Origin of the sequence: Archangium gephyra (assembly GCF_049060025.1) — a bacterium.
Lineage (GTDB): Bacteria > Myxococcota > Myxococcia > Myxococcales > Myxococcaceae > Archangium > Archangium gephyra_A.
In genome coordinates, this window is sequence record NZ_JBMEQQ010000002.1 from 2,160,907 (window position 1) to 2,176,142 (window position 15,236).

At 69.4% G+C, this 15,236-nt stretch carries 11 protein-coding genes and 2 pseudogenes; 1 reads left to right on the forward strand and 12 read right to left on the reverse strand.

Annotation, left to right across the window (positions count from 1 at the left end; translation table 11 throughout):
* Positions 1 to 16 precede the first annotated feature (16 nt).
* The 9 genes and pseudogenes from ACN28I_RS09320 to ACN28I_RS09360 all read right to left on the reverse strand — a co-directional run bounded on the left by ACN28I_RS09320 (position 17) and on the right by ACN28I_RS09360 (position 11,515).
* Positions 17 to 439, reverse strand: coding sequence for a response regulator (locus ACN28I_RS09320; protein ID WP_420941724.1), 423 nt, complete (start codon positions 437 to 439; stop codon positions 17 to 19).
* A gap of 138 nt (positions 440 to 577) precedes the next feature.
* Positions 578 to 3,392: pseudogene (locus ACN28I_RS09325) on the reverse strand (cation-translocating P-type ATPase).
* A 98-nt stretch (positions 3,393 to 3,490) separates the two neighbouring features.
* Positions 3,491 to 4,831, reverse strand: a complete 1,341-nt coding sequence (locus tag ACN28I_RS09330; RefSeq protein WP_420941725.1) for a hypothetical protein — start codon at positions 4,829 to 4,831, stop codon at positions 3,491 to 3,493.
* Complete coding sequence (locus ACN28I_RS09335) at positions 4,828 to 6,981, reverse strand: hypothetical protein (protein WP_420941726.1); 2,154 nt, start codon at positions 6,979 to 6,981, stop codon at positions 4,828 to 4,830. The genes ACN28I_RS09330 and ACN28I_RS09335 overlap by 4 nt, the downstream gene beginning before the upstream one ends.
* A 50-nt stretch (positions 6,982 to 7,031) precedes the next feature.
* Positions 7,032 to 7,592: a nicotinate (nicotinamide) nucleotide adenylyltransferase gene (gene nadD / locus ACN28I_RS09340; RefSeq protein WP_420941727.1), complete on the reverse strand. Its 561-nt coding sequence runs from the start codon at positions 7,590 to 7,592 to the stop codon at positions 7,032 to 7,034.
* Positions 7,589 to 8,260, reverse strand: a complete 672-nt coding sequence (locus ACN28I_RS09345; protein WP_420948608.1) for a hypothetical protein — start codon at positions 8,258 to 8,260, stop codon at positions 7,589 to 7,591. Before ACN28I_RS09345 ends, nadD begins: the two co-directional genes overlap by 4 nt.
* Positions 8,261 to 8,268: 8 nt before the next feature.
* The gene (locus ACN28I_RS09350) at positions 8,269 to 9,462 is read right to left on the reverse strand and encodes an exo-beta-N-acetylmuramidase NamZ domain-containing protein (protein WP_420941728.1); all 1,194 of its coding nucleotides are present in this window, start codon (positions 9,460 to 9,462) and stop codon (positions 8,269 to 8,271) included.
* Positions 9,463 to 9,478: 16 nt separating this feature from the next.
* The gene (locus tag ACN28I_RS09355) at positions 9,479 to 10,732 is read right to left on the reverse strand and encodes an adenylate/guanylate cyclase domain-containing protein (protein WP_420941729.1); all 1,254 of its coding nucleotides are present in this window, start codon (positions 10,730 to 10,732) and stop codon (positions 9,479 to 9,481) included.
* A gap of 60 nt (positions 10,733 to 10,792) precedes the next feature.
* Positions 10,793 to 11,515, reverse strand: a complete 723-nt coding sequence (locus ACN28I_RS09360; protein WP_420941730.1) for a tetratricopeptide repeat protein — start codon at positions 11,513 to 11,515, stop codon at positions 10,793 to 10,795.
* A 56-nt stretch (positions 11,516 to 11,571) separates the two neighbouring features.
* Between ACN28I_RS09360 and ACN28I_RS09365 the strand changes: the two genes are divergently transcribed.
* Entirely contained in the window at positions 11,572 to 13,974 is a 2,403-nt protein-coding gene (locus tag ACN28I_RS09365) for an endonuclease MutS2 (RefSeq protein WP_420948609.1), read from the forward strand.
* Between the two features lie 138 nt (positions 13,975 to 14,112).
* On the opposite strand, the gene ACN28I_RS09370 is transcribed toward ACN28I_RS09365, so the two are convergent.
* The 3 genes and pseudogenes from ACN28I_RS09370 to ACN28I_RS09380 form a co-directional block, all read right to left on the reverse strand.
* On the reverse strand, positions 14,113 to 14,376 hold the full coding sequence (locus ACN28I_RS09370; protein ID WP_420948879.1) for a hypothetical protein: 264 nt from the start codon (positions 14,374 to 14,376) through the stop codon (positions 14,113 to 14,115).
* Between the two features lie 448 nt (positions 14,377 to 14,824).
* Positions 14,825 to 14,920, reverse strand: a pseudogene (locus ACN28I_RS09375) (pilus assembly protein PilO); the annotation flags it as partial.
* 133 nt (positions 14,921 to 15,053) lie between these two features.
* Entirely contained in the window at positions 15,054 to 15,227 is a 174-nt protein-coding gene (locus ACN28I_RS09380; RefSeq protein WP_420941731.1) for a DUF5670 family protein, read from the reverse strand.
* Positions 15,228 to 15,236: the final 9 nt, after the last annotated feature.

The following is a 15,236-nucleotide window of genomic DNA, read 5'->3' on the forward strand; positions in this document are numbered from 1 at the left end:
ACTGCCCGGCGGGGGCTCATTCACCTCCGTCCAGAAGATGCGCAGCCCCTCGAGCGCGGACTCGAGCCTCCTGGAAGGAGACGGGCTTGATGACATAGGCATTCGCCCCCAGGCCGTAGGAGCGCACGAGATCCACCTCCTCGCGGCTGGAGGTGAACATCACCACGGGCACCAGCTTCAGGTCCGGATCACTCTTCATCCGGCTCAGCACCTGCAGCCCGTCCACCCGGGGCAGCTTCAAATCCAGGAGCACCACCGACGGGTTGTCCGCCGGACGCGCGGCGTGGGGGCCCCGCCGGTACAGGTAGTCGAGCGCTTCCTGGCCATCATTGGCCACGACCACCTTGTCCGCGAGGTGGGCCTCGGCGAAAGCGGACAGGATGAGGGTGACATCGTTCTCGCTGTCTTCGACCAACAGGATGCGTTTCAACGCCGGCATGGGGGGGCCACGAGAGGGGGCAAGGCCGGGGGACCTTGTGGAGGCAGTAGACGGGAGGCCCACCCGGGACGCAACCCGGGCGAGCGCCTGCGTCTGGATTACTTTACACGCCAACCAGTTCTTTTACCCGGCGAGGGACTACCCCACGGTCGCGCGCCGTGGAACCCGCAGACGGAGCGGGCTGCCGGTTTCCCGATCGTGCCGCGCACGCCGCGAGCGCCACCACTTCTCCACGCCGATGACGGGCAGGACGGCGGCTCCCACCAGCGCGCACAGTCCCAGCTCCTGGAGCGACAGGGGCGCGGTGTCGAAAACCTTCTGCATGAAAGGCAGGTAGATGAACCCGAGCTGCAGCAGCACCAGCAACCCGATGCCCGCGTAGACGAAGGGGTTGCTGAAGAGGCCGATGCGGAAGACGGAGTCGCGCAGGGAGCGGCAGTTCAGCAGGTAGAAGATCTGGAACATGATGACCGTGGTGACGGCCATGGTCTGCGCCTCGGCGAGCGCCATCTCGTGCGTCAGCCCCCGTGCCAGCGCGGCGTTGTACTCCCAGAGGAAGAGGCCGGTGGCACCGGCACACATGAGCACCGCCACCAGGAAGGTGCGCAGGAGGACGAAGCGGCTGAGCACGGGCTCGCTCGGAAGGCGGGGGGGCCGCCGCATCACATCCGGCTCCCGGGTTTCGAAGGCGAGCGGCAGCGCGAGCGCCACCGTGGCCACGAGGTTGATCCACAGCAACTGGGTGGGAAGCATGGCCAGCAGCGGGACGTCCTCGCCGTTGAGCCGCATGATGGGGAAGAAGGCCACGCCGACGATGAGGATGAGGGCGAGTCCCAGGTTGGTGGGCAGCACGAAGGCGAGCGATTTGATGAGGTTGTCGTAGACGCGCCGGCCCTCCTCCACCGCCGCGACGATGGAGGCGAAGTTGTCGTCCGTGAGGATGATGTCCGCGGCCTCCTTGGACACGGCGGTGCCGGTGATGCCCATGGCCACCCCGATGTTGGCCTGCTTGAGCGCGGGCGCGTCGTTGACACCATCGCCCGTCATGGCCACCACATGCCCCTCGTGCTGGAGGGCGCGCACCAGGCGCAGCTTGTGCTCGGGCGCCACACGGGCGAATACGTGGGAGGCCGTGACCACCTCGCGCAGCCGGGTCTCATCCATCTCCGCCAACTGAGCACCCGTCACCACCTGGCTCCCATCGAGGATGCCGAGCTGCGCGCCGATGGCCTCCGCCGTCTTCGCATGATCTCCGGTGATCATCTTCACGGTGATGCCCGCGGCATGGCAGCCCTTCACCGCGTGGATGGCCTCCTCGCGCGGAGGGTCGATCATCCCCTCGAGCCCCAGGAGCCGGAAGCCGCCCGCCACGTCCTCGAACTGGAGGCCGGCGTGCGAGGCCGGGACGGACCTGCTCGCCACGGCCAGCATGCGCATGCCCCGCGAGGCCAGCCGCTCCACCTCGGCGAGCACCTTGCCGGCACCGGGCCCCTCGCCCATGGCGCAGCGGCGCAGCACCACCTCGGGCGCGCCCTTGAGGAGGATGAAGCGGCCGCCCTGCCCGTCCTCGTGGAGGGTGGCCATGAACTGGTTCTCGGACTCGAAGGGGATGGCATCCACGCGGGGGTGGCGCTCATGCAGTTCGTCCACCTTCAAGCCGGCCTTCTCGGCGGCGACGATCAGCGCCCCCTCGGTGGGATCGCCCGTGAGCTTCCCAGGAACCGTCCTTGGGGCGGACCGAGGCGTCATTGCAGAGCGCCCCCGCGACGAGCAGCTCGCGGGCGTCCTCGGAGGGGGGGCCTGGAGGCTGACCTTCGCGGCGCAGCTCGCCCTGGGGTGCGTAGCCCACGCCCGAGAGGGACCAGACCGAGGTGGGCGTCCACAACGCCTGCACCGTCATCTCGTTGCGGGTGAGGGTGCCCGTCTTGTCGGAGCAGATGACGGTGGTGCTGCCGAGGGTCTCCACGGCGGGCAGCTTGCGGATGATGGCGCGGCGGGAGGCCATGTACTGCACGCCGATGGCGAGGGCGATGGTGACGATGGCGGGCAGGCCCTCGGGGATGGCGGCCACGGCGAGCGTGAGGGCGGCCATGAGCGACTCGGCCACCTTGTAGCCACGCAACAGACCCACGCCCAGGAGGATGATGGAGATGACGAGGATGGAGACGGTGATGTAGCGGCTGATGGTGGCGAGCGCCTTCGTGAGGGGCGTCTGCAGATCCACCGTCTCGCGCAGCATCTGGGAGATACGGCCGAGCTCGGTGGCGCCGCCGGTGGCCACCACCACGGCGGTGCCGGTGCCGTAGGTGACGTGGGTGCCGCCGAAGGCCATGTTCGTGCGATCGCCGACGCCCGCGCTCGCGGCGACGGTCTCCAACCGCTTCTCGGAGGGGACGGACTCGCCGGTGAGCGCGGCCTCTTCCACCTGGAGGTTGCGCGCGGCGAGCAGCCGCACATCCGCGGGCACCTTGTCTCCCGAGGCGAGCAGCACCACGTCACCGGGCACGAGGCAGGAGGAGGGCACCGTCAGCTTCTGGCCATCGCGCAGGACGGTGGCGTTCTCCGGCACCATCTGCGTGAGCGCCTCGATGGCCTTGCCCGCGCGGAACTCCTGCACGAAGCCGATGAGGGTGTTGAGCACCACCACGGCGAGGACGATGAGGCCATCCGTTATCTTGCCCAGGGCGATGGCGAGGCCGGCCGACGCGAGCAGGACCCAGATGAGCGGGTTGTTCACCTGGCGCCACAGCAGCTTGAGCGGGCTCTCACCGGAGACGCGCTGCAGCACATTGGGGCCATGGCGCTCGAGCCGGGCGCGGGACTCGGCCTCGGAGAGGCCCTCTTCGGGGTGGGTCTGGAGGGTCTCGAGCACCGCCTCGGACGGCAGCGCGTGCCAGGGCTGGTCCCGCGGTTGTGGGGAGTCAGGTGGAGACACGGACGTGGTCGAGTTCATGGGGCGCTCCTCTCAGAGCCAATGTGTGAACGCCCCCACTCCCTGGCCAAAAGCAAATTTGTCCGAAATGCTTTGGGAAAATCGAAGGACGATCGCGCTCAGGCGCGGTGCCGCTCGGCCTCTCGGTAGAGCTGGGTGAGGGAGTAATCAAGCAAGGCCTGGCAGGAACGCATGTAGTGCTGGGCCCGGACGAAGGGCAACCAGACACGCGTGCCCACGAGCACCTGCACCTCCTCCAGCTTCTGGCGCGGAATCCACCGTCCCCCCAGATTGCGCACCAACACCTCCCCCAGGTAGGCGCCAATGGCGGGCACCGCATGGGCGTCGATGGCTTCCCGCAGACGGCTCTTCGGGAACTCCTCGCGCCAGAAGTAGAAGTTGGCGTCCGTGAGCGACTCGGGGGTCTCCTCGAAGACGGAGGGGACCTCGGAGTGGAGCAGTGCCACGAGGTGCTCGGCGAGGTCGCCGTAGTGCTCGCGAGCACGCTCGGGGTCCTCCACGTCGGAAGGCAGGGCGGCGTCAGTGGGGAGCCACTCCTCGGGCGCGGGAGGCTGCCAGGCGTTGAGCTCGGCGATCCGGCGCTGGCGCTCGTGAATGGCGGAGCGGTCCAGCGTGCGCAAGAGGAGCGGCGCCAGATCCGGATGGAAGCGGGGCTCGACGGGGGCGAGTGCGGCGCTGCGCTCGCGCAGGGTGCTCAGCACCGTGTCGAAATCCAGGTCCGGCCGGAGGTGGACGTGCGCGCGAGCCTGGGCCTGGCGGGCCGCGTCGCTGGCGAAGTCCGCCGGGGTGGGCGACATCACCAGGAGGATGGAGCCGTTGGGCAGTTCCTCCACCTGGTGGGCCGGTGTGGACAGCATGCGCTCGCGGCCGACGGTCTCCACCAGCTTGGGGCCGAAGACGTTGAGCCAGCACACCTCGTAGATCTTGTCGAAACCGTCCCGGTGCCAGACCGCCTTGTCACGGCCAAAACTGGGAAAATTCGCCAAATCCCTGTCGGCCATGCTGTGGGCCGCGGCGTAGGAGACCGGGTAGCGAGAGGCCCAGGCGCGGACCATGGCCACGAACTCGTGGCAGCGCTCCTCCTTCGCGAAAAAAGGCAGGGGTTGCAGGTTGACCGAGACGTCCAGTTCGGGAGGAAGCGGCGGGAACCAGAGATGGAGCGTCATGTCCAACGCGGGCCACTTCGTCCGGTAGAGCCCTATGTGTGTGCATCTTTCAATGCGCTCCTCCTCCAGGGCCTTCCAAATGGCAGCACGGGCATACCTGCGTCGCCGCTTGCCGCCCACGACGTCCGGCATCCACTCGCCCGCGTACTCCTCAAGCGACTGGAGGAACGGCTCCAACTCGCGCTCCAGTACCGCTTGATGGTCGAAGGCTCCTTTGAAGGTAAGCCGAAGACGGTCCTCCGCACCCAGGTCGTGAGCTCTCAGCACCTTCATTGGAACAGCACCTCCACTCCCGGAACGGCGTTCTCGGCTGCATTCACGGCTGCATTCAAAGCATCCGGAGTTGCGGGCTTGAGTGCGCCGCCCTCGTAGATGAGGCGGACCCTTTGCACCGGCACCTCGCCGCCCTTTCCGAGAAGGGGCTTGAGAGAGGGCCTGCGGATGTCCAGCGTCTCGCCGTAATAACCCAGGGCTTCGCTCACGTCCGCCCTCATCTGTGCCCTCAAAACGTTATCCTCAAGCAACGAGAGGTCCCGGCTCTTGAAGCTGAACGTCTCCACGCGAGGGAGCGGGCCGGCGTGCACGCCTTCTTCGATGACGAGCACGTCCGCGAAGCGCAGGCCGCTCTCCGGTTTCTTCACTCCCACGTATGTCTCGATGCGGGGCTTGTCGAAGTCCCCGAGGAAGCGCCGCAGTCCCCGAGGCAGGGCCGCGTCGGCGCGCAGCAGCTCCACCATGGCGCGCTCGAAGGCCAGCCCCCGGGCGAACCACCCCCGCATCCGCTCGTACCCGGCCCATGCCAGGGGCGGTTTCACCGCCGTCCCCTGCTTCAACTGTGCGACGCGGTTCTCGTAATAGGCGACATACTCGCTCCACAGCGGGTGTCCCGCGGCTCCCGGCGGTGGCGCGTCGAGGGAGGGACGCTGCTTCTCCAGCACCGCCACGTTCCCAGCCAGACGAGGGCCCGCGGAGTCGAACTCCACCCGCGCGAGCTTGGCTTGCACCACCTCCGGAGTGAGACCGGCATCCTCGTCCACCAGTGAGGCCATGCCTCCCTGGTGCTTCCCTGCACGAGTGCTTCTCGGGGAAGGACGTGCCGCATCGTCCGCCACGGAGGCCACGTCCCCGGAGCCCTTCCCCTCTCCGCCCTTCGTCGCAGTGGGGCCCGCCTGCTGGGGCCTGGCCTGGGACAACCAGGCCTGCGCCCTGGCCACATCGCCCCGCGCCTCGCGCAAGGCCAGGGCGGCATCCACGCCTCCCACGGCGACGAAGTGGCCCGCCTCACGGCTGGCGCGGATGTCCCGGGCCAATTCCCGCAGGCCCTCCACGCCCAGCCGCGCCTCCAACTGCCGCGCCACCTCCTGGAGAGCCCTCATGCGCGGCTCCGTCACCAGGGACCCACGCACGCCTCCCGGCCCAGCGCCAACCAGGGCGCGCACGCCCTTCCCACCCGCGTACAGGGCCACCAGCAGCGCCGCGGGCGTCAACTCGCGCGTGGCCTGCTCGTATTGGCCCTGCGTCAGTGCGTACGCCCCATGACCCGTCCCGGCCACCAGGGAGTAGAAGCCCAGCGGCACGCCGAACGTCAGCGCATCGAAACCGCCCAACACCACATGACCCGGGGAGAAGTGCCGCTCCATCTGGGCCCGCTCCACCTCGTGGAGGGCCTGCTGGTAGGGCGGCGGCAACTGCCCCCAGAGCGAGGACAGTTCCAGGTAGCGGGCCCCGTCACTCGTGGGACTGCTGGAGAGCGCATCCCGGGCGGCACGGCCCAGGCCTCGCAGCACGTCTCCGGCCTGCTCGGCCCGGTCCGGGTAGTCCGAGAGGGACACGCCGCGCGCCTCCAACTCCTCGCGCACGGCCGGCATGAGGCCCAGCGTCTGCCCCAACTGCTTGTCCCCGGCCAGCAGCCGCAGCACCTCCCTCACTTCGTCGTCATGGGCCGAATGCAGGACGAAGAGCGCGAACACCTCGGCATGCGCGAGGCCGTACCGCTCGGTGGCGGTGAGGAGGAAGGCGGCGCGCTTGCGTTGCAGGAGGGGCGCGGCATCGTCTCGCACGGGACCCAGCGCACCGAGCCGTACGGCGCCCCAGTCCTCCAACGTCTCCAGCAGCCGGGGCATGTCCACCCGTTGCTGCACCTGGACGAATTCGGCGGGCGAGCACCCCAGCAAGGGCGCCAGCAGCTCCTCGTCTCGGGCCGACAAATCGGGCCAGCCCGGCGGCAGGGCCACGCCCGCGCAAGAGAGCGGGGCCGGTGCCAGCCCCTCCGCCCTGCCCTCCCGAGGCCCGGGGAAGCCGCCCGCGCCTCCCGCTGGCCTCCGGGGGGCTGAATGGGCGCGCGAATGGAGGCCGAAGCCGCTCGTCAGACCGCCGCGCGGGTGGCCCGTGGCGCAGCCCCCGAGCAACACCAGCGTGGCCACGGCCAGGAGAACCGGGCCGAGGCGCCCCCCGGCTCCACGAGCCTGGGCGCTCACAACCCGTAGAGCTGATGCTCGCGGGCGTAGTCGAGCACCATGCGCGGCACCAGGTCCGAGGGCAACTCGCCCCGGCTCAGCCGCTCACGGATGTCGGTGGAGGACACGATGGCCAACGGTGGCCCCACGGTCTCATCGGCCGGGTAGCCCGCGCGGTACAGCACCACCACGCGCGCCATCCGCTGGATGCGATCGAAGTCCTTCCAGTGCGGCAGATCCTTGAGGATGTCCGAGCCGATGATCAGCGAGAAGCGGTGCTCCGGATGGCGCGCCTGGAGGAAATCCAGCGTGTCCACCGTGCGCCCGTCCTTGCCCACCTCGCTCTCCACCCGCGACGTCTTCATCCAGCCCGCCGCGTCCTGGCACATCCGCTCGCACATGTGCACGCGGTGCTCGAAGTCCACCGTCGGCTTGCGGAAGGGATGAACGTACGTGGGCATCAGCCACACCTCGTCCACGCCCTGGGTGGCGCGCACGTAGTGGGCCGCCAGCAGATGGCCCACGTGCGGCGGGTTGAACGAGCCTCCGAGGAGCGCGACCTGCAAGGGGGGCCTCACTTGACGGACAGCTTGGTGCGGCGATCCACCGCCAACGTCTGCGGCTCCAACACGGCCTTCCCATCCAACCGGAAGGCCGAGAAGCGCAGATCCTTGTCCACGCGCTCCAGCAGGGCGCACGTCTGCTCCGCCGCCCCCGCCAGCCGTCCCGGCGTCAGGAAGAAACGCGGGCCAATCTGCACCAGCTTCGGCTCGGACTCCTTGCCGTGGATGAAGATGAGCGCGTTGACCAGATCGTCCCGGCTCAGATCGTTCTTGTCATAGGTGAGGCAGCAGAGCGTGTCGCCCACCATGTCCAGCACCTTCCGGGGGATGCTCGGGTCGCGGTACTGGATGGAGTCGCGCTCCGGCGTCCGCAGGAAGTGCTCGCGCACGAGCAGCGGATCATCATCGAGCTCCTTGAGCGCATCGTCCGGAATGGACAGCGAGCGAGGACGGGGCTTCTGCTCGGTGACGGCGAGCCACTTCGCCACGTCCTCGATGAAGTCCGCCCCCGAGTACTCCCGGCCCCCCCGGCTGCGCTCCCGCCGGTCGAGGATCCACTCGTCCAGATCGGAATAACGGCCGCCGAGGAAGATGAAGCGCTGGGCGCCCTTGGCCCGCAGCAGCTCATAGGCCGCCTCGAAAGCGGCCAGATCTCCATGGCTGTCGGACAGGATGCCGATCACGTCTTGGCTCACGACCCTCGAGCGTACAGCAGGTGACGCTCCCTCCGCCTGGCGAAGTCCCGGGCCTGGGTATCGAAGCCCTCCATCAGACGATCCAGCGGCCAGCCGGACTCGATTCCCCGGCGGACCTGATCCGTGCCGCAGAGCAGGTCGAAGGCCGGCACGTCGTCGACGAACTCGTAGGCGTCCTCGCGCCAGGCGAACTTCCCGCCCTGGCCCAGCTCGTAGAGCGCCTGGAAGATGGCCAGGCCGGTGCGCAGGGGGAGGAAGGCGTTCCGGTCGGTGACGTGGATGAAGGCCCCATTGCAGGACTCACCCTTGTACTTGTCGAAGGTAGGGGTGAAGCCCACGGCGCGGAAGGCGACGCCGGGGAGCTTCTCGCGCTCCAGGCGGGCGATCAGCGCGTCCGTCTCCACCCAGGGGGCGCCGAACTGCTCGAAGGGACGGCAGGTGCCGCGGCCCTCGGAGACGTTGGTGCCCTCGCCCTGGCACATGCCCGGGTAGACGAGCGCCGTGTCCGGCGTGGGCATGTTGGGCGAGGGCGAGATGAAGGGCAGCCCGGTATCGGACCAGAAGTCCTCGCGGCGCCAGCCCTCCATGGGCACCACCGTCAGCTCGCAGCCGAAGCCCTGCTCGTCGTTGAAGAGGCGGGCCAGCTCGCCGGCCGTCATGCCGTGCCGGTTGGGGATGGAGTACAGGCCCACGAAGGAGCGGTAGCGCTCGCCCACCAGGTTGCCCTCGATGGTGACGCCGTTGAGCGGGTTGGGCCGATCCAACACGTAGAAGGGAATCTTCGCCTTGCCCGCGGCCTGCATGGCCAGGGCCATGGTGTAGACGTAGGTGTAGTAACGGCTGCCCACGTCCTGGATGTCGAAGACGAGCGCATCCAGCCCCTGCAACCACTCGGCGCGGGGCGAGAGCGACTCGAAGGTGGAGCCGTAGAGGCTGTGCACGGGGACGCCGGTGCGCCGGTCGCGCGCCTCGCCCACGGCCACCATGTATTGGGCCTCGCCGCGAATCCCGTGCTCGGGACCAAAGAGGGCCGCCAGCTTCACCCCGGACGTCTGCGCCAGCAGATCCGCCAGGTGGCGGAAGCGCGAGTCCACGCTGGTGGGGTTGACGATGGCGCCTACCTTCTTGCCCTTCAGCGGCGCGAAGCCCTGCTCCACCCAGACATCCAGTCCTGTCTTCACCTGTCTCATGTCGTCCCCCAACAGTTCAGCGGCCGAGCCGCTCCAGGGCCTTCTTCGCCGCCTTGCGCGAGTCGCACCCGAACAGGCCCGAATCCTCGCCAGGGCCGCCGTCCTCGGCCAGGTCCTCCAGCTCGTCCCGCGCGGAGGCCAGCTTCAGCTCGCCCAGCGCCTCCGCGGCGTTGACGCGCACGCGGCACTCCGGGTGCTCCAACATCTCGAGGAGCCGGTCCTCCGAGTCACCGTGGCCGGCCTTCACGCCACTCCGGTAGAAGCCCACCGCCTGGCCAGGTGCCTCCAGCGCCTCGGCGAGCTGCCCGTGGAGCCAGGCCCTCTCTCCCGGATCCTTCTCCTGGCTGATGAGCTTCTCCGTCTTCGGGACCAGCGCGAGCTTCTCCTTGGCGGAGGAGGCCTCGGCCACCTCCTCGATGGCGTTCTCCGCTTCGCTGTCCGCCATCACGAAGCCGATGCCGAGCACCAGCGCCAGCACGCCGCCGCCCACCGCCAGATTGCGCGAGGAGGCGAACGAGGGACGAGGTGCGGTCTTCACCGACTGGAGGGCCGTGCGGGTGCGCTCCATCAGCTTGCCGCCGGCGGTGGCCGCGCGGGAGCCCAGGGCGGCCGCGGTGGAGGCCAGATCCGGACCCTGCGCATGCGAGGAGCCCGGCATGCGCGAGAGGGCCAGGTTGCCGAAGGGCGGCTGCTCGTTCGGGAGCGGCGCCTCGGCTCCGGGCGCCACGTGCACCACGACGGGTACCTCCACACGGTACGGCGCGCGGGGCACCCGGAAGACGCGGATCTTCCCGGGGATGCCCTTGAGCTCGAAGGCGCCCACCTCCTGCGCGGGCACCTCGGCCTTGTTCATGGCCAGGTAGACGGCCTCGGTGAAGAAGACCTCGCCGGCCTCGGCGATGGACTCCACCCGCGAGGCGATGTTCACGGGCTCGCCGAAGACGTCGTTGGACTCCACCCGCACCTCGCCCACGTTGATGGCCACGCGCACGTCGAGCCGCTCGGCATCCAGCGCGGAGCGGTTGTACTGCCAGAGCCGGTCCTGGATGGCCATGCCACTGAGCACCGCCTGGGTGGGCGACTCGAAGGTGACGAGGAAGGCATCGCCAATGGACTTGATGATGCGTCCACCGAAGGACCTGAAGACGGGCGTGAGGAGATCGTTGTGCACCTTGAGCAGGCGCTGGTTCTGCTCGAGGGTCTGCCGGCTGGTTCGCTCGGTGAAGCCCTGGATGTCGGTGAAAACAATGGCGAGGTTGGCGGTCTTCAAGGCGCGCGCAGTGTATGCAGTGGCGCTTTCCACGCAATCACGGAGGGAACGAAAGGTTCCCTACCGGCGCGACGGGCGCAGAGGACGCATCCTCTTGGGGGGAGCAGGCGGCTCCAGGCCCGCTCGCAGCTTCGCCGCCAGCTTCGCCCGGCCCGTGCGCTCGTAGAGGTTCGCTAGCTGACGGATGACGAGGGCGTTGGTGGGCTGCTCGGCCTTGAGGCGGAGCAGCTCCTTCTCCGCGTCCTCCACCCTGCCCTGCTCCTCGATGGCCCGGGCGAGCTGGAGGCGCACCTGCACCCACTCGGGACGGGAGCGAGCGAGGAAGCGGTAGTGGAGCTCGGCCTTGAGCCAGTCACCCAGGGAGGCCCAGAGGCCGGCGAGCCGGAAACGAGCATCCTCGTAGGACGGACGATAGAAGACGGCCAGTTCATGGGAGCGGGCCGCGAGCAGGGGGTGGCCTCGCTCCTCCCACAGCAACCCGCGCAGGTAATGGACGCGGGGGTTGTCGGGGGCCACGGCGGCCGCCACGTCGAGGTGGGTCTCCGCCTGGTCCAGGTCTCCCCCCAGCTTCAGCAGCAGCCGGGCCGCCTCCAACCGGGGGAGGGCCTCGGCGGGCCAGACGCGCACCACGGCCTGGACGGACGCCAGGGCCCCCGCGCTGTCACCCGAGGCCTCCCGGGCCAGGGCCGCTGTCAGGTCCCCGGAAGACGATGCGTCCATGGCAGCCGCGAGCGTGCCCGCCACCACGAGCCAGAGCATGGCGGGCAGATAGCAGAGCGGCACTGGCTTTCAAAACCCTACCTTCTTCTTGACGGGCGCCCCGGCGGCGCATGAAACCCATGACCGTGCAGATTGCTCAGAGAACGCTCGAAGACCTTGGATTCGCGGATGTGCTCCGCGCGCTGGCTCATCGTTGCCGCACCGAACCCGGGAGGGAGCGTGCGCTCGCCCGGCCGTTCCTCGCCGGCGAGGAGCAGGTCGCGGAGGCCCTGGAGCTGATCGCCGAGGCCCGGCGGCTGGCGCAGGAGCAGTTCTCCCTGCCGCTCGGCGGGGTGACGGACCTGCGCAACGCGCTGGAACTGTCCTCGAAGGGAGGCCTGCTGGAGCCCCGGCAGCTCATCGCGTCGGCGCAGCTCCTGTTCGCTTTCGTGCGCACGCGTGAGGCGCTGGAGGAGCGGCAGCACGTGGTGCCCCGGCTGGCGGCCATCTCCCGGCGGCTGCCCATGCTGGAGCAGCTCGCGGTGCGCATCGACCGGAGTTTCGAGGCGGACGGGGAGATCTCCGACCGCGCCAGCCCGGAGCTGCGCGAGGCGCGGGATCGCGTCCGCGGGCTGCACCGGCGCATCAAGGGCTGGCTGGAGGAGAAGCTCCACGACGAGAACTTCCTGCCGAAGCTGCGGGAGAACTACTACACCATCCGCAACGGCCGGTACGTGGTGCCGGTGGTGTCCAACTACCGGGGCGAGGTGCCGGGCATCGTCCACAACGCGAGCCAGACGGGGCAGACGCTGTTCGTGGAGCCCGAGGGCCTGGTGGGCATGGGCAACGACCTGGCCATTGCCCAATCGGTGGTGACGGAGGAGGAGCGGCGGATCCTCCAGGAGCTGACGAACCAGCTCGGGCGCGAGTCGGCGAAGGTGCTCGAGGGCATCGCGGCGGTGGCGGAGCTGGACGAGGTGGAGGCGGCGGCGGTGCTGGCGGGAGACCTGAGGGCGCACGCGCCCGAGTTCTCCGGGGTGGACGATCTGACGCTGCTGCGGCTGCGTCACCCGCGGCTGGTGCTCAGGGACACCGAGGTGGTGCCCAACGACGTGGAGATGAAGGGCGAGGCGCGGGCGCTGGTGGTGTCCGGACCGAACGCGGGCGGCAAGACGGTGACGCTGACGGCGGTGGGCCTGTGCGCGCTGATGCTGCGGGCCGGCCTGCCGATTCCCGCGGGCGAGGGCTCGAAGATGCCGCTCTACCGCTCGGTGCACTCGACGGTGGGTGACGCGCAGGACCTGTCGCAGGGCCTGTCCACGTTCAGCGCGCACGTGACGATGCTGCGGGACATCACCCTGTCGGTGGGGAAGAACTCGTTGGTGCTGATCGACGAGATCGCCGCGGACACGGATCCGCGCGAGGGCGCGGCCATCGCGATCGCGGTGCTGGAGGAGCTGCTGACGAAGGGGGCGGTGGTGCTGGTGACCACGCACCTGGAGGAGCTGAAGGCACTGGCGCACCTGGATCCGCGCTTCCTGAACGCGAGGGTGGGCTTCGACGCGAAGAGGATGGCGCCCACGTACAAGCTGCAGCTCGGAGCGGCGGGTGCGTCGTCGGCCATCGAGGTGGCGTCGCGGATGGGGTTGCCGGAGCACATCTGCACACGGGCGCGAGACCTGGTGATGAACGCGGGTGGAGCGCTGGCGAAGGCGCTGGCGGCGGCGGAGGAGGACCGGCGCAAGCTGCAGGAGGAGCTGGACCGGGCCAAGGTGGCGGCGGAGGAGTCCGAGCGGCTGCGGGCGCAGTTGGAGGAGCAGAAGCAGCAGTTCGAGCGCGAGCGCAAGGCGCGGCTGATGCGCTTCAACGAGGAAGTGGCGGCGGCGAGCGACCAGGCGGCGGCGGAGGTGCAGGAGCTGCTGAAGGTGTTGAGGGCGCAGTCGAACGAGAAGGCGGCGTCGGAGGCGAGGGCGCAACTGCTGCAGCGGGCGGAGGAGGCGAGCCAGCGGGCGAAGGCGGCGAGGGCGGAGCTGTTCCAGGTGGAGGCACCGCCGCCGGCGGAGCTGCGGGTGGGGGCGCGGGTGCGGCACTCGGGATTGAACAAGGACGTGGAGATCCTGGAGTTGCACGGGGACCAGGTGCTGGTGGCGGCGGGCATCATGAAGATGCGCGTGCCGGTGTCGGAGCTGTCGGGCTCGAGGGCGCCGAAGCCGAAGGAGTCGAAGTTCCCGGAGCGCAACAAGCAGGTGCAGCAGCTCCAGAGGGCGAAGGCGGCGGCGCCGGAGGCGGTGGAGGCGACGAACTACCGCTGCGACGTGCGAGGCATGAGGGCCGAGGACGCGCTCTCGGAGGTGGAGTCGTTCCTGGACCGGGGGATGAGGAGCGGCGAGGAGTCGGCGCTGATCATCCACGGGCACGGGACGGGAGCACTGCGGCAGGCGATCCGGGACTACCTGGCGGCCTCGCCGTACATCCGCATGTTCCGTCCGGGAGAGAACCACGAGGGAGGAGACGGCGTGACGGTGGTGGCCCTGAGGGCCTGAGCCGGGAGTCCGCGGGCCACAGACCCACGGAGTCACAACCCCTCTCCCTCCGGGAGAGGGACAGGGTGAGGGTATCCGGACCCCGGGTTCCCCTCTGTGTATGCCCCCTCTCCCCCTGGGAGAGGGCTGGGGTACTGCTCACGGCCGCGCGGCGGTCGAAATCACGATCGCGTCGGTGCCGGCCTCGACCACCTGGCCCACTTCGGACAGGGAGGCCAGCCGCCTCGCGGCATCCCCCTGACCCAGGCTCCGGAGCGTGAGCTGGCGGCCCTGGAACTCGGCCACGCCAGTCAAAAGCCGGGGCTTGCGGCCACCAAACAGGGCCTCGACGAGGGCCCGCTGCCCCGCGAGCCGCTCGGCCGTATTCAATTCCTCCGAGGCGCGAAGGCGGGCCTCGAGCACCGCCTTGCGCCGGCCGAGATGGGAAACCTCGCCCAGGACCTTGTCGAGGCTCGGAGATATTCCGCTCCATCATCCGGATCTCCTCCCTCTGCTGCGAGCGCCGGTTGCGGTCGAAGACGGACTCGAGAAAACCCGGCCCGGGCATGGGCTTCGCGGGCGCGGGAGGCCCGAGCGTGGACGATCCTTCCCGCACGGACACCACCGGCTCGGCGGGTACCTCGAGTTCCACCGACCAGGCCGTGGGCTCGGCCGAGACGCGCTTCAGCACGAGGTCCCGCTCCGACTCGGGGAATGCGCGCAGGGCCTCGAGCAGTCGGGAGGCCCCGCCGGAGGCGCCGAAACGGACGCGCAGTGCCCCCTCCACCTCGTCGATCTCCAGGGTATCCAGGTCATGGTCGGACAGGATCCGGGAGAAGTCCCCGGCGTGGATCTCATACAGCTTCAACCCGGCGAGCTTCTCCTCGAGCACGTCGAGCTCGCGGCGGCGCTCGTTGAGGTTCTGGGCGATCTCCGCCTTCTCCGCGAGCGCCAGGCCGAGCTGCCGCTGGCGCTGCGCCAACCACCTGCCCTGCTCACTCTCACAGCCGCTCAGGCTGACACTGGCGCACAACACGAAGACGGCGGCCTTGCGGCGATCCATTCATCACCTCGCGGAGGGGTCCGCCCGGCATCCTAAGCTACCTGGGTGGGCGGGACCCGCGGACGCGCGACACGAGGCTGATGACGCCCAGCACCACCGCCGCGATGAGGAGCAGGTGGATGGCCGCTCCCAAGATCTTGAAGATCAAGCCCGCGACCACCCAGAGGACGAACAGCACGACCGCGAGCCAAGCGAGGCCTTTCAAGTCCATGGCAACCCC